Source organism: Streptomyces sp. NPDC002896 (assembly GCF_040295225.1).
Classification (GTDB): Bacteria; Actinomycetota; Actinomycetes; order Streptomycetales; family Streptomycetaceae; genus Streptomyces.
Window position 1 is genome coordinate 21,397 of record NZ_JBEOVA010000053.1, and the last position, 17,973, is coordinate 39,369.

14 protein-coding genes and 1 pseudogene are annotated in these 17,973 nt (G+C 69.4%); 4 read left to right on the top strand and 11 right to left on the bottom strand.

Translation table 11 applies throughout. The annotated features are described in order from the left end of the window. The first annotated feature begins 55 nt into the window (after positions 1 to 55). From ABT009_RS43965 to ABT009_RS43975, 3 genes are read left to right on the top strand one after another with little or no spacing between them, the layout of a single operon-like run. Positions 56 to 961, top strand: coding sequence for a polyphosphate polymerase domain-containing protein (locus ABT009_RS43965; protein ID WP_351307917.1), 906 nt, complete (start codon positions 56 to 58; stop codon positions 959 to 961). Next, complete coding sequence (locus ABT009_RS43970) at positions 958 to 1,635, top strand: DUF4956 domain-containing protein (protein WP_351307919.1); 678 nt, start codon at positions 958 to 960, stop codon at positions 1,633 to 1,635. The genes ABT009_RS43965 and ABT009_RS43970 overlap by 4 nt, the downstream gene beginning before the upstream one ends. Then, the gene (locus ABT009_RS43975; RefSeq protein WP_351307922.1) at positions 1,635 to 3,515 is read left to right on the top strand and encodes a CotH kinase family protein; all 1,881 of its coding nucleotides are present in this window, start codon (positions 1,635 to 1,637) and stop codon (positions 3,513 to 3,515) included. Before ABT009_RS43970 ends, ABT009_RS43975 begins: the two co-directional genes overlap by 1 nt. A 309-nt stretch (positions 3,516 to 3,824) precedes the next feature. Here ABT009_RS43975 and ABT009_RS43980 read toward each other — a convergent pair whose 3' ends face one another. The 9 genes from ABT009_RS43980 to ABT009_RS44020 form a co-directional block, all read right to left on the bottom strand. Then, the gene (locus ABT009_RS43980) at positions 3,825 to 6,722 is read right to left on the bottom strand and encodes an NHLP bacteriocin export ABC transporter permease/ATPase subunit (protein ID WP_351307925.1); all 2,898 of its coding nucleotides are present in this window, start codon (positions 6,720 to 6,722) and stop codon (positions 3,825 to 3,827) included. Position 6,723: 1 nt separating this feature from the next. Continuing rightward, complete coding sequence (locus ABT009_RS43985) at positions 6,724 to 8,841, bottom strand: NHLP family bacteriocin export ABC transporter peptidase/permease/ATPase subunit (protein WP_351307954.1); 2,118 nt, start codon at positions 8,839 to 8,841, stop codon at positions 6,724 to 6,726. Between the two features lie 164 nt (positions 8,842 to 9,005). Continuing rightward, on the bottom strand, positions 9,006 to 9,812 hold the full coding sequence (locus ABT009_RS43990; protein ID WP_351307928.1) for an HlyD family efflux transporter periplasmic adaptor subunit: 807 nt from the start codon (positions 9,810 to 9,812) through the stop codon (positions 9,006 to 9,008). Between the two features lie 130 nt (positions 9,813 to 9,942). Then, positions 9,943 to 10,170: a type A2 lantipeptide gene (locus ABT009_RS43995; protein WP_351307931.1), complete on the bottom strand. Its 228-nt coding sequence runs from the start codon at positions 10,168 to 10,170 to the stop codon at positions 9,943 to 9,945. Positions 10,171 to 10,821: 651 nt separating this feature from the next. Then, a complete protein-coding gene (locus ABT009_RS44000; protein WP_502990082.1) occupies positions 10,822 to 11,367 on the bottom strand; it encodes a DoxX family protein in 546 nt (181 codons plus the stop codon). A gap of 181 nt (positions 11,368 to 11,548) precedes the next feature. Further along, entirely contained in the window at positions 11,549 to 12,316 is a 768-nt protein-coding gene (locus ABT009_RS44005; protein ID WP_351307934.1) for a TIGR03943 family putative permease subunit, read from the bottom strand. After that, positions 12,313 to 13,371 carry a permease gene (locus ABT009_RS44010; protein WP_502990084.1) on the bottom strand — a complete coding sequence of 353 codons (1,059 nt, stop codon included), beginning with the start codon at positions 13,369 to 13,371 and terminating at the stop codon, positions 12,313 to 12,315. Before ABT009_RS44010 ends, ABT009_RS44005 begins: the two co-directional genes overlap by 4 nt. Positions 13,372 to 13,637: 266 nt before the next feature. After that, positions 13,638 to 14,267, bottom strand: coding sequence for an MBL fold metallo-hydrolase (locus ABT009_RS44015; protein WP_351307937.1), 630 nt, complete (start codon positions 14,265 to 14,267; stop codon positions 13,638 to 13,640). Beyond that, complete coding sequence (locus ABT009_RS44020; protein WP_351307940.1) at positions 14,267 to 15,367, bottom strand: S-(hydroxymethyl)mycothiol dehydrogenase; 1,101 nt, start codon at positions 15,365 to 15,367, stop codon at positions 14,267 to 14,269. The genes ABT009_RS44015 and ABT009_RS44020 overlap by 1 nt, the downstream gene beginning before the upstream one ends. A 246-nt stretch (positions 15,368 to 15,613) precedes the next feature. Between ABT009_RS44020 and ABT009_RS44025 the strand changes: the two genes are divergently transcribed. Next, positions 15,614 to 16,429 carry a DUF899 domain-containing protein gene (locus ABT009_RS44025; protein ID WP_351307943.1) on the top strand — a complete coding sequence of 272 codons (816 nt, stop codon included), beginning with the start codon at positions 15,614 to 15,616 and terminating at the stop codon, positions 16,427 to 16,429. Positions 16,430 to 16,460: 31 nt separating this feature from the next. On the opposite strand, the pseudogene ABT009_RS44030 reads toward ABT009_RS44025, so the two are convergent. Next, a pseudogene (locus tag ABT009_RS44030) lies at positions 16,461 to 17,027 on the bottom strand (transposase); the annotation flags it as partial. Between the two features lie 113 nt (positions 17,028 to 17,140). Further along, on the bottom strand, positions 17,141 to 17,881 hold the full coding sequence (locus ABT009_RS44035) for a group II intron maturase-specific domain-containing protein (protein ID WP_351307949.1): 741 nt from the start codon (positions 17,879 to 17,881) through the stop codon (positions 17,141 to 17,143). Positions 17,882 to 17,973: the final 92 nt, after the last annotated feature.

Sequence of the window (17,973 nt, forward strand, 5' to 3'; positions counted from 1 at the left end):
GTTTCTTACCTGTAGACGACCGACAGTCGGCAGTCGAACTACAGGAAAGGAAGCCATGTCAGAGGCCCTACAAGTGGCCAGCAGACTTCACGCGTTCAACCGGTATGAGCTGAAATACCTCGTTCCCGTGGAGCAGGCCGCGGAGATCCGCGACGAGCTCGGTGAGCGGATGGATCAGGACCTGCACAGCCCGGTGGGCGGATACGGCGTGTGGAGCCTGTACTACGACACGCCCCAGCTCCGCTTCTACTGGGAGAAGATCGAGGGGCTGAAGTTCCGCCGCAAGCTGCGGATCCGGCACTACGGCGATCTCGCCCAAGTGACCGACGAGTCCCCGGTGTGCGTGGAGATCAAGCAGCGCGTCAACCGCGTCACGCAGAAGCGCAGGATCACACTGCCGTACGCCGCGGCCCGACGGCTGTGCGACGAGCGGGAGATGATCGAGCACTCCGAGAAGGAGCGGGCCTTCGTCAACGAGGTCCTGGAGCTGGTCGTCCGGCTCAATCTCCAGCCCACCGCCATCACCGGCTACCAGCGAGAGGCGCTGGTGGGCAGGGCGGAGGATACGGGCCTGCGCGTGACCTTCGACCGCCGGATCCGCGGCCGTGACCGCGATTTCCACTTCGGCACGCCGAACGCCGAGAACCGGTTCACCATCCCGCCGCACATGTCGGTGATGGAGATCAAGGTCAACGAGCGCACTCCGTACTGGATCACCGATCTCGCCGCCAGGCGCAATCTCAACCTGATCCGGGTCTCCAAGTACGTCCAGAGCATCGAGGCGTTCGGCCTCGCGCCGAGGTCCGTCTTCCACGTCCGCGAGGAGGACCTCCCGCCCGCGCCCGAGTCGGGCGCCGGCGCGGACCCGGACGCACTACCGGCCACCCGCTTCGCCCCCGCATCCCCCACTACCCCCACATCCCCCACAACCCACCGCACCACGGAGGCACTTCACCCGTGAACCTCAACCTGCAGGACCTGAGCGGCACGTTCAGCGTGGCCGACATCGTCCTCGCGATGGCTCTCTCGTTCGTGCTGTCCACGGCGATCGGCTACGTCTACCGGGCGACGCACCGCAACGTCTCCTACAGCCAGTCGTACGTCCAGACGCTCGTCATCGTCGGCATGATCGTCGCGCTGATCATGCTGGTGGTCGGCTCGAACCTGGCCCGCGCCTTCTCGCTCGTCGGCGCGCTGTCGGTGGTGCGCTTCCGCAACGCGGTCAAGGAGACCAGGGACGTCGGCTTCATCTTCCTGGTGATGGGTCTGGGCATGGCCTGCGGTGCCCGCTTCTACACGCTCGCCGCGATAGCGGGTGTCGCGATCTGCCTGATCATCATCGTGATGCACAAGTTCAACTGGTTCCACCTCAACGTCCAGCGCCAGGTCGTCAAGGTCCAGGTCCCCGCCGGTGAGGACCACACCCAGGCCATCCAGGACGTGCTGCTGCGCTACACCTCCGAGTTCGAGCTGGTCTCCACCGAGTCCATCCGCGGCGGTGCGCTGACCGAGGTCTTCTACACCGTCCGGATCAAGAAGGGCCACGAGCCGGGCGAGCTCGTCGCCGCCCTGCAGGAGCGCACGTTCGGGCAGCGCGTGACCGTGCTGACCGGTTACGACCAGACGGACCTGTGATGGCCGCCGGACCCGCGAGGGCCGGACGTAAGCGGCTGGTGCACCGGCTCCCGCTGCGCCTTCGCCACCACTGGAAGCCTGCCGCCCTGCTCGCCGCGGGGCTGGCCGTCCTGCTGATCTTCTTCGGCGACGCGCGCGTCTCACCGTTCGTCACGAGCGCCTCGGCCGAGGACAGCGACAGCATCACGGAGAACATCCCCGGCACCGTCGGCCTCTACGACGCCTCCAAGGCGCACTCGATCCAACTCGAGTACGACGAGGACGACTTCGACGAGATGATGGAGAAGTTCCAGGACGACGGCTCCAAGGAGTACATCGAGGCCGACGCCACGATCGACGGCACGTTCATCAACAGCGTCGGTATCCGTCTCAAGGGCAACTCGACACTGCGGAGTCTCGGCGGCGGTGGTGGCGGCATGGGCGGCGGTGGCCAGGCACCGGGGGGCGGTCAGATGCCCGAAGGTGGCCAGATGCCCGAAGGCTTCCCTGGCGGCCAGCAGGGTGATGGTGCCCAGCAAGGTGACGGTGCCCAGCAAGGTGACGGTGCCCAGCAGGGCGACGGCAACCAGCAGCAGGACGGCGGCGCGAACGCCGACGCCCAGCAAGGCGGTGCCGGTGGTGCCGGTCGTGCCGGTGGCGGTGCGATGAGCATCCAGCTCTCCGCCGACAAGCCCGAGGAGCTGCCCTGGCTCATCAAGATCGACGAATACGTCGAGGGCCGCGCCTACCAGAGCAAGCGGCAGATCGCCGTACGCCCGGGCAGCAACGAGGACCTTCCCCTCAACGAGGCGGTCTCCCTGGCGCTGGTGGACGAGTCGGACCAGGCCGCGCAGCGCTACGCCTTCTCGTCGCTCACGGTCAACAACCGCCCGGCGGCGACCCGTCTGATCGTCGAGAACCCGTCCAAGGAGTACGCGGAGAACACGGTCGGCACGGACGGCGTCCTGTACAAGTCGCTGAGCACCGGTTCCTTCACGTACCAGGGCGACGACCCGACCGACTACGAGACCGACTTCAAGCAGCTCACGAAGGAGGGCAGCCAGGATCTCCAGCCGGTCATCGACCTGATCAAGTGGGCCGAGAAGGCCACGGACAAGGAGTTCGCGGCCGAACTCGACGAGTACGTGGACGTGAAGTCGTTCGCCCGCTACGTGGCGACGCAGAACCTGCTGCTGAACTTCGACGACATAAGCGGACCAGGGAAGAACTACTACCTCTGGTACGACCTGGGCACGAAGAAGTTCACGGTCCTGGGCTGGGACTACAACCTCACGTTCAGCGGCAGCGCCACAGCCGGTCCCGATGACGAGATCGGCATGGGCGGTGGTGGCGGTATGCGCCAGGGCGCGGGGCAGACGGAACAGGGTGCAGGGCAGACGGAGCAGAACGGGAACACCTCGTCCGGCACCGCCTCGTCCGGCACTGCCCAGGGCACCGCACCATCCGGAACCGCCCAGGGCGCCGCACCGTCCGGGGCACCGGGAGGCGCCATGCCCTCCGGCGCACCGCAGGCACCCGGCAACGGCCAGAGCGGCGGAACCCAGGGGCAGGGCGGCAACGGAGCCGGGGAGGACGGCAACGGCCAGTTTCCCGGCGGAGGTCAGGGCGGCGGGGGCGGTGGCATGTCCACGGGCCACACGCTCAAGGACCGCTTCCTGGAGACGGAGGCTTTCGACTCCGTGTACCACGCCGCGTACAAGGAGCTCTATCAGGAGTTCTACGGTTCCGGCTCCGCGGTCGACGCCCTCGACGCTGCGGTCGCCCAGGCCAAGAAGGCGGGCGCCGACGCGTCCGGGATCACCGACGCGGCGAAGTCCCTCCGGACGACGATCACTTCGCGGACGAAGAGCCTCGCCAAGAACAAGGTCATCAGCGGCTGACACACCACACCGCACCCGACGACCCGGAAGCTCCGGGGCCCTGCTCTGCAGGGCCCCGGAGCTTCCGGTCTGTCTGCATCCGTCTCGTCGCCATGTCGGCCTGTCACTATGTCGGCCTGTCGGCACTGTCGGCCGTACCGCGCCGAGCTCGGCCGCCGCCCGGCAAACGAGCCGGGCCCCGATGCTCGACCGCCGGAGAGCTGTGCCGAGTGGCCCGGCAGAGTGGCAGCGGCGGCGCGTGTATGTCCGCCGGGCAGGCGCCGCCGCCGGGCGACCGACCATGCCTGCCTGCCTGTCTGCCGGCGGCCGTCAGCGCATCTGCCGCCGCACCAGCTCATGCAACCGCCCACCCGTGTCCGCAAGCAGCTCAGCGGGCGGCCCCTGCTGCACGATCCGCCCCTCCGACATCACGATCACGCGGTCGGCGTCCATGACGGTCGACAGCCGGTGGGCGATCACGACCCGCGTCGCCTGCAGGCGGCGGGTGCTCTCGATCACGGTGCGCTGGGTCTCGTTGTCCAGCGCGCTGGTGGCCTCGTCGAAGAACAGGATGCGCGGCCGGCGGATGAGGGCCTGGGCGATCATCAGGCGCTGGCGCTGTCCGCCCGAGACGGAGCTGCCGCCGGCGACGATGGTGTGCATGCCCATGGGCATGCGCTTGATGTCCTCGGCCAGGCCCGCCAGTTCGGCCGCCTCCCACGCCTCCTCCAGCGTGAACGGCTCGGCACCGCAGATGCAGTCCAGGATCGAGCCGGTGAGGGGCTGCGCGTGCTGCAGGACGACGCCGCACTGGCGGCGCACGGCGGCCTGGTCCAGGGCCGACAGGTCCTGGCCGTCGTACAGCACACTGCCCGAGACCGGCTTGTCGAAGCCGATGAGCAGCCTCAGCAGCGTGGACTTGCCGCAGCCGCTCGGGCCCACGACCGCCACGAACTCGCCGGGCCGCACCTCGAAGGTCACGTCGTCGAGGACCAGCGGCCCGTCGTCGGTGTAGCGGAAGGACAGCTTGCGGGCCTCGATGCCGCCGGACAGTACGCCGGGCTGGGTGCTGGCGCCGCGGACCTCCGGGGTCGCGTCGAGGACCGGCTTGATCTCCTCGAACATCGGCAGCGCGGCGGCGGCCGAGACCAGCGCGCCCGTGAGCTGCGTGGCCGAGGTCAGCATCATGGTCATCGCGGTGTTGAAGGTCAGGAACGCACTGGCCGAGAGGGAGCCGCGGGCCGGGCCCGCCAGCAGCATGAACATGATCAAGGAGCAGAGCGGCAGATAGACCGCACCGAGCACCGTCGTCAGGTTCTTGATCCGCCCGACGCGCTGCTGCAGCTCCCGGCTGCGCGCGAACTCCTTGGCCCAGGAGGCGTACGCGTAGTTCTCGGCCGCCGCGACCCGCAACTTGGGCAGGCCGCGCAGAGTCTGGAACGCCTGGTTGTTGAGCTTGTTGCTCAGTACGACGAGCCGGCGCTGCCAACGCACCTGCCACAACCCCATACCGAGGAACACGGCCGCGATCACCAGCAGCAGGCCCATGGCCGCGAGCGCCAGCGGGACGCTGTAGACGAGGAGCAGGACGAGGTTCATCGCACCGACCGTGCCCGCCTGCACGACCACCGGACCGACACCCGCCAGCAGCCGCCGGATCGCGCTGATGCCCATCGCCGCACTGGCCAGCTCGCCGGTGGAGCGGCCGGTGAAGAACTTCGTAGGCAGCCGCAGCAGCCGGTCCCAGACCGCCGGCTGCAGCGTGGCCTCGATGCGCCCCTCCATCCGCAGGATGGTCAGGTTCTGCATCAGCATGAACGCGGCCGACACGATGCTCGCGATCATGATCGCGAGACAGACCTGGACGATCAGGCTCTTCTCGGCGTTCGGCACGAAACCACCGAGCACCTTGCCGGTCGCGATCGGCACCAGCGCACCCAGTACGACCGTCACCAGTCCGCTCAGCAGCAGATTGCGCATGTCGCCGTTCGTGCCGCGCAGGCTGAAGCGCATCAGCCGCAGCGGGCTCATCGCCCGCTCCGGCAGCGGACGGTAGAACATCACCGCGCGCGGCTCGAACTCCTCCGCGTTGTCCTCGCCCACGCGGATGCTGCTGCCGGTCGCCGGGCTCTGCGCCACGTACCCGCCGCGCCGCCACAGCAGCGCGACCGGCGCGCCGGACGCAGCCCGATAGCCCACCACAGGGCCCGCGTTGTCCCGCCACCAGCGTCCGTCGAGCCGGATGGGCCGGGTCCGGATACGCGACGCCACGGCGATGCGCTCGACCGGGTCGAGACGCTCGTTCTGCGCGCCGCTCATCGAGGGCTCCGTGAGGGTGATCCCTGCCGCCCGGGCCACCACGTCGCAGACGGCGTACGTGGCGTCGTCACCGCCCGCTGTGGTGCGGGACGGCTTCGAGCGCCGGCGCATGGAGTCGAGCAGCGCCTGGTCGGCCTGGGCGCGCACGGCCTCGCCCGCCTTGATGCCGGCCGCCGTACGGTCCTCGTGAGAGCGCTCCAACTGCTCTATCCAGCGGTCGAGCGAGGACAGCAGCCGGTACTGCTGGTCGACCATCCCCTGCCACACGGCCGGATCGATGAGCAGATCGGCCGCCGCGTCCGCACTCACCTCGGCGCCGTACTGCACGCTGCCCGGCGGCACCTGCATCCACAGGATGTCGTCGTCGGTCGCCGTCTCGCCGTCCGCCGGCCGGCCGTCGAGCGGCGCCTGGAAGAGGATGCCCATGCTGCGCCCGACGCCGAGCGCGAACGCGTACTCCAGCGGACTCGGGGCGGCCTGCGCCTGCGCCTGGAAGTCGTACGACCGCACACCCGTGTCGTAGATACCGGAGCCGTAAGGATCGACGTAGGCCTCCTGCGACCACGTGTCGGTGAACTCCGGCCGGTACAGCTGCCGCAGCGGGATCCGGCGCATCACGCACTCGCGCAGCGGCCTGCCGACGAGCGTGTGCTGCGGCCCCTCGACCGGACCAAGGAGCAGGGAACCCGCTTCAAGACGGCCGAGGAAGTGCCAGTGGCCCTCCTGCACCGCGTCGACCGCGAACACGTCCATGGCGCCCGCCGCGACGAGCCACAGCACATGCGGCCCTTCCAGCGGAAGGCGGTTCAGGCCGCTGCAGTCGAGCGGCGTCCCGAGGCCGCCCAGGGCGCTGAGCACCAGGTCGCCCTCGGCGGCCCCGGTGGCGGCGTGCTGATGGACGGAGGTCATCTCAACGCTCCTTGACCAGTTCGGCGTACGGCCCTCCGGCGGCGACCAGCACGTCATGGCGCCCGCGCTCGACGACCGTGCCGTGGTGCAGCACCACGATCTCGTCGCTGTCGCGGACCGTGCTCAGCCGGTGGGCGATCACGACGCAGGCGCAGCCGCGCCGCCGCAGATTGTCGATGATGACCTGCTCGGTCTCCGCGTCGAGCGCGCTCGTCACCTCGTCGAGTACGAGGATGCTGGGGCGGCGGACCAACGCCCGGGCGATCTCAAGGCGTTGGCGCTGCCCGCCGGAGAAATTGCGCCCGTCCTGCTCCACGCGGCTGTGGATGCCGCCGGGGCGGCGCATCACGACGTCGTACAGCGACGCGTCCTGCAGGGCGGCAATCACCGCGTCGTCCGGGATCGACGGGTCCCACAGCGCCACGTTGTCCCGCACCGTGCCCTCGAAGAGGAAGACGTCCTGGTCCACGAAGGACACCGAGGCGGCCAGCGCACCCCGCGGAATGTCCTCCAGCCGCTGACCGTCGATACGGATGGTGCCCTCCCACGGCGTGTACAGCCCGGATATGAGCCGGGACACCGTGGACTTGCCGCTGCCGGACCCGCCGACCAGCGCGACCTGCTGACCCGGGCCCACCGACAGCGAGAACCCGGTGAGCAGCGGCTTGTCGAGCGGGCTGTAGCCGAACGTGATGTTCTCCAGCGTCACATGGCCTTTGAGTCTGCGCGTGCTGGACGCCCCGTCGGGACGGGCGTAGAGAGAGTCCGCGGGAAAGTTCTCGACGTCCTTCAGGCGCGCCACGTCGGCGGCGAAGTCCTGGATGCGGCCGGTGACGCCGTTGAGCCGGGTGATCGGCGCGGTGAACCGGGTCACCAGTGCCTGGAAGGCGACCAGCAGACCGATCGAGATATGGCCGTCCACCGCACGCAGACCACCGATCCACAGGATCAGCGCACTGTTGAGCGTGGCCAGGGTCGGCGCGACGACACCGAGCCAGGCCGCCGGCACGCCGAGGCGCTGCTGCTCCTCCAGCGTCGTCGCATGCTGCCCCGCCCAGCGGCGGAAGTACCCGTTCTCGCCACCCGTGGCCTTCAGCGTCTCGATCATCTGCAGGCCGGTGTACGAGGTGGTGGTCAGCCGGGCGTTGTCGGCGCGCAGCTTCTGCGTACGCGTGGCGCGCAGCCGCACCACCACCCGCATCGCCACCACGTTGAGCAGAGCGACCAGTACCCCGATGACGGTCAGCTGGGGGTCGTACGACCACAGCAGCACCGCGTAAAGGATCACGACGACCGCATCGACACCGGCCGCGGCGAGGTCGCGGGCCAGCGTCTCGGCCACCGCGTCGTTGGACTGCAGCCGCTGTACCAGGTCGGCCGGGCTGCGCTGGGCGAAGAAGGTGACCGGCAGCCGCAGCAGATGCCGCAGGAACCGGGCGCTGCTGAGCGTCGACGAGATGATGCGGCCGTGCAGCAGGTTCGCCTGCTGCAGCCAGGTCAGCACGGCCGTGAGCAGCACCGAGGCGGCCATCGACGCGAACAGCACGCCGAGCAGCGAGGTCTGGCCGCCTATCAGGAACATGTCGATGTACGTACGGCTCAGGGCCGGCACGGACGCGCCGACGGCGACCAGCATCAGGCTGGCGAGCACGGCGGCCGGCATCGTGCCGGACGTGCCGCGCAACCGGGCCGGCATGGCGCCTAGGACGCCCGGCTTGCGCCCGCCGCGCCGGAATCCCTCACCGGGCTCGAGGATCAGCACGACACCGGTGAAGCTGGTGTCGAAGTCCTCCATCGGAACGAAACGGCGGCCCTTGCCGGGGTCGTTGATGTACACGCCGCGCCGCCCGAGACGGCGTCCCATGCCGTCGTAGACGACGTAGTGGTTGAACTCCCAGAACAGGATGGCCGGACCCGGCACCCCCGCCAGCGCGGCCAGGTCCATCTGCATGCCCTTGGCCTCGAGCCCGTAACTACGCGCCGCCTTCAGGAGATTGCTGGCCCGCGAGCCGTCCCGCGAGACACCGCAGGCGATGCGCAGCTCCTCCAGCGGCACATGCTTGCCGTAGTGGCCGAGCACCATGGCCAGCGAGGCGGCGCCGCACTCCACGGCCTCCATCTGCAGCACGGTGGGGCTGCGGACGGTCTTCTGCTTCTTGACCTTCGGCTTCGACCGCGACTTCGACCTGGAGTTGGACCGCGGGTTGGACCGCGGGTTCGATCGCGGGTTGGACCTCGACTCGGGCCGGTGCCGACGGCGGGTCGGCGGTGGTGGTAGCTCTGTCACGGAAGCAGCCAATCGATCGGGCGCTGCTCGGCCAGGCGGATGGCGCCGGTGGCCTGAGTCATGGAGTCGAGTGCGTACGGCGGGCCGTCCGCGGTGGACCACTTGTAGCCCGACTTCGTGGCGGACGACCGGTCCAGACGCACGAGCACGGCCACCGGCCGGCCCTGTTGCGAGAACTGCGCGCCGAGCTGGCTGTCGCCGAGGAATGCGGTGATCTGCTGCTGCGTCTCGGCGCTCCGGCCCACGGCCTTCACATGTCCGCGCAGCACGCCGTACTGCTCCTTGGACACCGACTGGACGGTGAGGTCGACGGATGCGCCCACCGGTACGGTCGTCGCGCTGTCGGCCGGCACGTACACCACCGCCATCAGCGGATCGGACGCGTCATCGGTCCGCTCGAGAGTCGCGACGTTCGCTCCGGTGGTGACGACCGCGCCGATCGTGGCCAGCAGGGTGGTCACGCGGCCCGCCGCGATGGTGCGGACGACTCTGTCGCCCTGCGCCGTACGGACCTTCAGCAGCGGGGAGTTGGCGGCGCGCCGTTCACCCTGCTTCGCGAGGACGGCGGTGACCTGGCCCGCGACCGGGCTCTGCAGGACGTAACTGCCCTGGGCGTGCGTCAGGATCGCGGAGGCCCTCAGCGTGGACGACACGCGGCCGGTCACGGCCCAAAAGGAGGCCGCCGCCATGACGAGCACGGTGACGATCAGGACCAGACGGCCCTGCGGCCGGGCGAACCGCACCGGCAGGTCGAGCTCTTCGGGTGACTGCAGCTTGGAAAGGGCCTTCTGGCGGAACTGCACGGGACTCTTCCCTCAACTGCGATACGTGACGGTCGGGGCAAGCTTAGGTCCAGGGGACTGGGCCGAGGCCTGCGGGCACCCGAGAGTCCCGGAACCTGGCTGGTTCCGGGACTCAACGGAGCAAGAAGCCTCAGAGGCCGGCGGTCAGGCCGGAAGCGAGACCGGTGATCGGCGCGGTGCTGAGGCCGGTGACGCCCTCAACGGTGCCCACGACGCCGGTCAGGGTGCTGGAGACCGGGGCAACCGAGTCGACGACGCCCGTGACGTTGCCGGCCAGCTCGCCGACGAGACCGCCGGAAACGTTGTCCAGGTCGGCGTCGGAAATCTCGCGGGTCTCAACCTGGGGGGTGAAGTTCATGATGTGAGCTTCCCTTTCCTGTGGATATTTTCTCAAGATGACGGCCGACGCTGCTGGGCATGCGGACAGGCCTCCCGCGGTCGTCTGACACTTGAACGAGAACGTTCGAGTAACTTCCGCAGTGCGCAGGATCAAAGCACGTCAGAGCTCCCCGCAGCCAATCCTCCGAGCATCGGTTCGAGGCTGTTCGGCTGCTCAACTACCTTTGCGTGCAGGCTCGTCCACGGGTTGGTGGCCGCTTCTTCACAAGATCCACGGCTGGTGTTCCCTGCTTCGATTTCGTCGTGGCCGCCAAATGGGACACTCCCGCAAAAAAAGCCGGACGGGGTGCCGGCCCTGCCGCACCGGTGCGGCGTGCCGTGCCCTGCGTGGGTAATCGGTGTGCAGATTTGCTGAAGGCGGTATTAGCGCTCGCCGTTATGAACGCGCGGTGACCGGACATTGCAGAGCGCATTCGGATGGCGTTTCTTCATGGCGGAACGGGACATTACTGCCGTCTGTGCGGTATTCGGGGATATGTATCGTGGGCGTCTGATGCTCGATCAGGAATTCCGGGGCAACCCCTGAGTGGCGGGGTGCGGGCAGCACGAAGGCCGGCCCCTGGGGGCCGGCCTTCGGTCGTTCATGTGCGCCGCTGAGCGCGGGCCTCGCTTACTTGCGGAGCAGCAGGATCACTCCGGCGATCACGGCGCCGAGCGCGACGGCGGCGATGCCGTAGCCGAGCCGGTGTGCGCGCAGGCCCGGCAGGAAGCGGTCGACTGCGTAGCGGCCGGGGCCGGTCAGGGCGAGGGAAGCGGCCGCGACGGTCAGCAGGAGCTCGTACTCCACGCCGTTGGGGGCGAAGAAGCCGCCGCCCCACTTCACCGCGAGAGCGTTGATCATGGTGCCGAAGACGGCGGCGCCTGCCAGCGGAGTGAGCAGGCCCAGGGCGAGGCCCAGCCCGCCGAGGGTCTCGGTGAGCCCGGCCACGGCCGCCATGGCCTTACCGGACGGGTAGCCGCTCATCGTGAAGAACTGGCCGGTCCCGTCGAGGCCCCCGCCGCCGAACCAGCCGAAGAGCTTCTGGCCGCCGTGGGCGGCCATGGTGAGGCCGACGGCCAGGCGGAGCAGCAGGAGGCCGGCGTCGTAGGCGTGCAGGGAGGGGGTGTGCTGGGGGGTGGTCGTGGGGGTGAACCGGGTGGTCGTAGAGGTGGTCACGAGCGATCTCTCCTGTGTAGGGGGTCCGGGTCAGCATTGCCACAGGGCGCCCGGGAAAATACTTGATTTCTCAAGTACCGGTCTGACGTCAGAGTAGCACGATGCTTGAGGTTTCAACATTCGATCGGCTCGATCGGCGCGTCGAACCGCCCCGCCGGGCAGGGCGGGGCCGGGTGGGCCGTCAGCTGCCGTCCGTGCCCGGTGCCGCGTCGTCGTACGGATTGCCCGGCTCGTGGATCTTGCGCACGGCGCTCGCGTCCAGGGCGGGCTCGGCGGCCTCGGAGCCCGGCGCCCCCGTCGGGTGCCAGACGCCGGTCACGGTCACCCACGTGTCGGCGTCCGGTGCCGTCGCGCCGTGGATCTCCACCTTGAACACCTGGGCGTCGGCCGCGCAGCAGCTGACCACGAGGCGGCTGAGGTACCAGGTGCCCTGGTCGCCACCGTCACCCGGCGACACGAATCCCGTCAGGAGGACGGTGCGGCCCTTGAGGGACCTTCCCGTGTCGTAGACGGCGCGGGAGCTGAACTCCCTGACGGTGAGGGGGAGCGGGTCGGTGTCCGGCAGGGCGGGGAAGGTACCCGCGCCCTGGGCCGCACGGGCCTCCTCCCGCGATGCCGTGTAAGAGCCGAGGGCGGGCGGGGCGAACAGCAGCAGCATCACGGCGGGGAGGTAGAGCAGCCAGCCGACGCGGGGACCGTGGGCGTGCGAGTGCGGGTGGTCGTTCTCATGGTCTGCGTGCTCGCGGGTGTCCCTCCGCCCCCGTGCGTACCCGATCGCCTCACGGACGGCCGCGACCAGGCCGAGCAGCACCAGCAGCGCTCCGGCGGCGATCAGCAGCGGGCGCAGCCCCGGCTTCACGTACCGCAGGTACAGCTCGCTGAACAACGAGATACGCAGGACGGCCGCGCCCGCCAGCAGGAGCAGCAGGATCTCGAAACGCCGCCTCACAGCAGCCACCACCCCACGAGCGCACTGCACAGCACGGCCACCGCGAACGTGACCGTCGAGAAACGGATGGCGAAGGCGCGTCCGAAGGTGCCGGCCTGCAGGGCCACCAATTTCACGTCCACCATCGGGCCCACCACCATGAAGGCCAGCTTGGCGGTAGGCGAGAAACCGGTCAGCGACGCGGCGACGAAGGCGTCGGCCTCGGAGCAGACCGCGAGCACGACCGCCAGGAAGGCCAGCAGCACCACGGACAGCCACGCCGATCCGGACACGGCGTCCAGCGCCGACTGCGGCACCACGATGTTGAACGTCGCCGCGGCCATGGCACCCACCACCAGGAACCCGCCCGCATGCAGGAAGTCATGCTGTACGGCCTGTCGGAAGTCGTCCCAGCGTCCGGCCCGGTCTGCTGTCGCCGGGCCCGCGCCGTCCTGCCCCGGCCCACCGTGGCCCGGCGGCCCGGCGGTGGGCTTCGGCAGCCTCAGCCACTCCGGCCGCCCGAGCGCGATCCACAGCCAGCCCATGACCATGGACACGGCAAGCGAGGCGACGAACCGGGCCAGGACCATCTCGGGGTTGCTCGGGAAGGCGATGCTGGTCGCCACGAGGACGACCGGGTTGATCGCGGGCGCCGACAGAAGGAACGCCAGCGCGGCCGCCGGAGTGACCCCGCGCCGCATGAGGCTGCCGGCCACCGGGACCGAGGCGCACTCGCAGCCCGGCAGCACCATCCCGGCCGCCCCCGCGACCGGCACCGCCAACGCGGGCCTGCGCGGCAGCAGCCGGTCGAACACGGAGGCCGGGACGAACGCGCTGATGGCGGCCGAGATCAGCGTGCCGAAGAGAAGGAACGGCAGGCCCTGGACGGTGATCGCCACGAAGACGGTCCGCCAGGCCTGGAAGGCGGGCGTGTCGAATTGCAGGAGGAGCGTCGGGCCGATCGTCACAGCCACGAGCGCCACGACCGCGAGCAGGACACCGCCGGTGACGGTGACCAGGACGCCTCGTACGAGCAGGCCCAGCCACCCGGCCGAGCCGCCCGCCGTCGTCTCCACCGGTCCCGTCGCCGTCTCGGTTACGTCCGCCGCCGGATCCGTCCCGCCCGGCGGCCGCTCCCGCCCGAGCAGCTGGTCTTCCACCCCCGTGCCTCTCCTCTCACTACCCTTGCCAAGTCCCGCGGTCCTCACCGGACTTCACAAGGGGGTGGCAAAGGGTAGCAACGGCTCATATCGAGGAGCTCGGCGAGTTCTGTGAACCAGCGAAGAACGGCAGAGGTACGGGAGGGGTGAGGGCGGGGCGCCGGGTGGCGCCCCGCAATGCGTCAGTGCCCCCGCGCGATCCACTCCTCCAGGTGCGGCGCCTCTTCCTCGATCGTCGTCGACTCGCCGTGCCCGGTGAGCACGCGCGTCTCCGCGGGCAGGGTCAGCAGCCGGTCGCGGATGGAGTCGATGATGGTCCCGAAATCGCTGAACGACCGGCCCGTGGCGCCGGGACCGCCGTGGAAGAGGGTGTCGCCGGTGAAGACCGTCTCCAGCTCGGGTGCGTAGAAGCAGACCGCGCCGGGGGAGTGCCCCGGTGTGTGCAGCACACGCAGGTCGGTGCCGGCGACGGTGAAGACGTCGCCGTCCTTAAGCTCCCGCTCCGGGGACCGCCCCGGGTGGGTCAGCCGCCATACGGGAAGGTCGTCGGCGTGCAGCAGAATCGGGGCGCCGAAGCGGTCGGCCAGCTCCGGGGCGACCCGTACGTGGTCGTCGTGCGCGTGCGTCGCGAGGACGGCAAGGAGCCGGCGGTCGCCGATCGCGTCCGCGATCACCGACGCGTCGTGCGGGGCGTCGATCACGACGCACTCGCTGTCGTCGCCGACGATCCAGACGTTGTTGTCGACGTCGAAGGTCTGCCCGTCCAGGCTGAACGTGCCCGAGGTGACCAGATGATCGATACGCGCCGTCATCACGCACCCGCCTTGTCGAGCACGACCACCGAGCGCAGCACATCGCCGTGGTGCATCTTCGTGAAGGCGCTCTCGACCTGGTCGAGGCCGATCGTCTCCGACACGAAGCCGCCGAGGTCGAAGCGGCCCTGCCGGTAGAGGTCGATGAGCATGGGGAAGTCGCGGCTCGGCAGGCAGTCGCCGTACCAGGACGACTTCAGGGCGCCGCCCCGCCCGAAGATCTCGATCATCGGCAGCGTCACCTTCAGGTCCGGCGTCGGTACGCCGACCAGGACGACCGTGCCCGCCAGGTCCCTGGCATAGAAGGCCTGTTCATACGTCTCGGGGCGGCCGACCGCCTCCACCACGACGTCCGCGCCGAAGCCGCCGGTCAGCTCGCGTACCCGCTCCACGACGTCCTCGGTGCGCCCGTTGACCGTGTGTGTGGCGCCGAAGCCGCGCGCCCACTCCAGCTTCCGGTCGTCGACGTCGACGGCGATCACCTTGGACGCCCCTGCCAGCACCGCGCCCGCGATGGCGGCGTTGCCGACGCCGCCGCATCCGATCACCGCCACGGAGTCGCCGCGGGCCACCCCGCCGGTGTTGACCGCGGCACCGAAGCCCGCCATCACGCCGCAGCCGAGCAGTCCGGCCGCGGCCGCCGGCGCCTCGGGGTCGACCTTGGTGCACTGCCCGGAGTGCACCAGCGTCTTCTCCGCGAACGCGCCGATGCCCAGGGCCGGGGACAGCTCGGTGCCGTCGGCCAGGGTCATCTTCTGCGCCGCGTTGTGCGTGTTGAAGCAGTACCAGGGCTTGCCCTTGGCGCACGCGCGGCACTGCCCGCACACCGCGCGCCAGTTGAGGATCACGAAGTCGCCCGGCGCCACGTTCGTGACGCCCTCGCCGACCTCCGACACGATCCCGGCCGCCTCGTGCCCGAGCAGGAACGGGAACTCGTCGTTGATCCCGCCCTCGCGGTAGTGCAGGTCGGTGTGGCACACCCCGCACGCCTGCACGTCCACGACGGCCTCGCCGGGGCCCGGATCGGGCACCACCACATCCGTCAGCTCCACCGGGGCGCCCTTGGCCCTGGCGATAACGCCCTTCACCGTGTGCGGCATCTTCCTACCTCCGGGATCGTCCTGGCGCCACCCTAATCGTGGCGGTGGATCACCGAGAGGTGCACGCCGACAGGCGGGTCATGCTCAGAGCGCGTCTGTGAACTTGTCAGCCCGACGTGGTCCGTGCAGGCTCGGCCGAGGGCGCCCCCTGCCGCGATGAGTTCCGGCCGGGTCGCGAGTCTGTTCTGGTGAGCGTCGTAGGACGTCGTACGACGCTGCCCGGCACGAGACGCCACGGAGGACACCATGACGACCACGCCCGGCAACGCGAGCAGCAACCTCCCCGGCAAGCCGCCAGTCGTCGACCTGGCCACCTGGCAGGCGGCGCGCGAGGAGCTGCTGGTCCGCGAGAAGGCGCACACCCGTGAGGGCGACGCGATCGCCGCGGCCCGGCGGCGGCTGCCGATGGTCGAGCTCGACGGCGCGGTCGAGGTCGTCGGACCCGACGGCCCGGTCCCGTTCCTCGACCTGTTCCAGGGCCGCGACGAGCTCGTGGTCTACCAGCACATGTGGTACGACGGCGCGCCGTACCAGGGGCAGTGCGAGGGCTGCACCACCACGGCCTGGCACGTGAAGGACGCCGTCTACCTCAACGCCCGGGGCGTCTCGTTCGCCGTCCTGACCTCGGGCCCGTGGGACGAGGTGGCTCCCTACGTCGAGTTCATGGGTTACACCCAGCCCTGGTACTCGGTGCGCGACGTGGAGGCGCCGGTCGGCGGAGAAATGGGGCACATCGTCTGTTTCCTGCGCGACGGCGACCGCGTGTTCCTCACCTACTCCACGACGGGCCGTGGCAACGAGCCGGTCAACGGGTCCCTCAGCCTGCTCGACATGACGCCCTACGGCCGCGGCGAGGCTTGGGAGGACAACCCCGAGGGCTGGCCCGTGATCGGCGATGTCCGCGAGGGGCACCCGTCCGAGGGCCGCCAGGCCTGCTGGTACTGGCGCTCGGACGCCGACGGCGTCGCCACCTGGGGCCCGACCAGCCGGCCCGTGCCGCAGTGGACCCGCCCCGGCGCGACCCCCGTGGAGACCCTCGGCCGGCACGGCCACCACCACTGACGCGCCTTCGTCGACGGCGTCGGCAAAGGCGTTACTGAGTTTTTGGCTGTGGTGTCGTCAGACTCAGTCCGGTTCCGGTGAGGCATCCGTCGATGATGTGGCTGCGGTATTGGAGTCGGCGGAGGCCGTGGCGGAGTGCGTCGATGAGGTGCTCAGGGTCGGCGAACGCGGTGTTGGCCTGACTGCTGCGCCGTAGCAGGGACCAGATGCCTTCGACGGGGTTGAGGTCAGGGGCGTAGGGCGGCAGGTGGTAGGCGGTGATCCAGTCGTGTGCGTCGATGAAGGCACGCAGGCGTCTGTCTTTGTGCACGTTCAGGTTGTCCCAGACGAGCACGATCGGGCCGCCGAGCTGGTTGTGGGCCGCGATGAGGAGGTCGCGGTAGTCGGTCCAGGTGAAGCTGCGGCGTCCGCCTTGTTTGTGGTCGGTGTGCCGTCGGGGCCGGTAGATGAGGCGAGAGCGTTCGCCGGGTTTGTAGCAGGTGAGGGCGGCGATCGAGTAGCGGCGCTGGGAGCGTCCGCGGACCCGGATGACCGGGGTGTGGCCGCGCTTTGCCCAGGTGCGGTGGGTGGGCGGCGTCATCGAGAATCCCGCTTTGTCGCTGAGTAGGCCCGGGGCGCGGTGCCGGGATTGCTCCCGGTCCATTTCCCCGGACCTCTCGCCGAACCCGCCGTGCCTATTACTAGGCAACGGGCTCTCCACGGTCTCTGCCGTCAGGTGGTTGCAGGGGCCCAGGGGGTGGGGATCTTGTTGCCGCGGTAGCGATACCGGGTGACGGAAATCGCGCTGATCTTCCGCAACTCGATCCCGTCCGAGCTGATTGGCAGCCACCGCCCGGTGGGGGTGGTGAGCCGTCTGCGGACGTCCGACCAGCTCCAGTGATGCCGTGCCCTCAGCAGCCGGACGAGCCTCCACCAGACGAGGTCATCCAGCTTGCTGAAGATGTGTTTCGCGACGGCATGCCTGAAGTAGTGGGCCCAGCCGAGAGTGATCCGGTTGAGATTGATCAACACCACGGCAAGGCCCTGCTGCGACGTTCTGTGGGTGAGGTGACGGATCTTCGCCTTCACCGACCGAAGAGGCCGGTCGGCGATGAACGTGTAGACGTACCACTTGTTCGTTCCGCGCTTGCGGCGCCACTGGATGTGAAACCCCAGGAAGTCGAACCCCTCGCTCAGGTGCACCACTTGAGTCTTGGCCGGTGACAGCCGCAACCCAATCGGCGCGAGCACCTGGGCGATCTCCTCGTGCAGTGTCTCGGTGTCCTGCCTGGTCCCCTCGACCAGGACGACAAAGTCGTCCGCGTAACGAACCAGGCGCCACGACGGTAGACCGATAGCCCGGCGTCGGCCGCGACGGTAGTCGGTGGACAGCTCTCCGCCTGGCTCCCATCCCCGGTGCAGGTGCTCGTCGAGCACCGACAGGGCGATGTTGGCCAGGAGCGGGGAGAGCACGCCCCCAACGCAATGGATAACTCAGGCGCGTGTCACCCTCTGTATCGGTGGAGTCCATTTGTCGATCACCGTCGGTGGCCCGTTCGCGGACG

Coding starts and splice junctions, on each gene's coding strand:
- ABT009_RS43965 (WP_351307917.1), top strand. CDS start 56: ATGTCAGAGGCCCTACAAGTGGCCAGCAGACTTCACGCGTTCAACCGG.
- ABT009_RS43975 (WP_351307922.1), top strand. CDS start 1,635: ATGGCCGCCGGACCCGCGAGGGCCGGACGTAAGCGGCTGGTGCACCGG.
- ABT009_RS43980 (WP_351307925.1), bottom strand. CDS start 6,722: ATGACCTCCGTCCATCAGCACGCCGCCACCGGGGCCGCCGAGGGCGAC.
- ABT009_RS43985 (WP_351307954.1), bottom strand. CDS start 8,841: ATGGAGGCCGTGGAGTGCGGCGCCGCCTCGCTGGCCATGGTGCTCGGC.
- ABT009_RS43995 (WP_351307931.1), bottom strand. CDS start 10,170: ATGAACTTCACCCCCCAGGTTGAGACCCGCGAGATTTCCGACGCCGAC.
- ABT009_RS44015 (WP_351307937.1), bottom strand. CDS start 14,267: ATGACGGCGCGTATCGATCATCTGGTCACCTCGGGCACGTTCAGCCTG.
- ABT009_RS44020 (WP_351307940.1), bottom strand. CDS start 15,367: ATGCCGCACACGGTGAAGGGCGTTATCGCCAGGGCCAAGGGCGCCCCG.
- ABT009_RS44025 (WP_351307943.1), top strand. CDS start 15,614: ATGACGACCACGCCCGGCAACGCGAGCAGCAACCTCCCCGGCAAGCCG.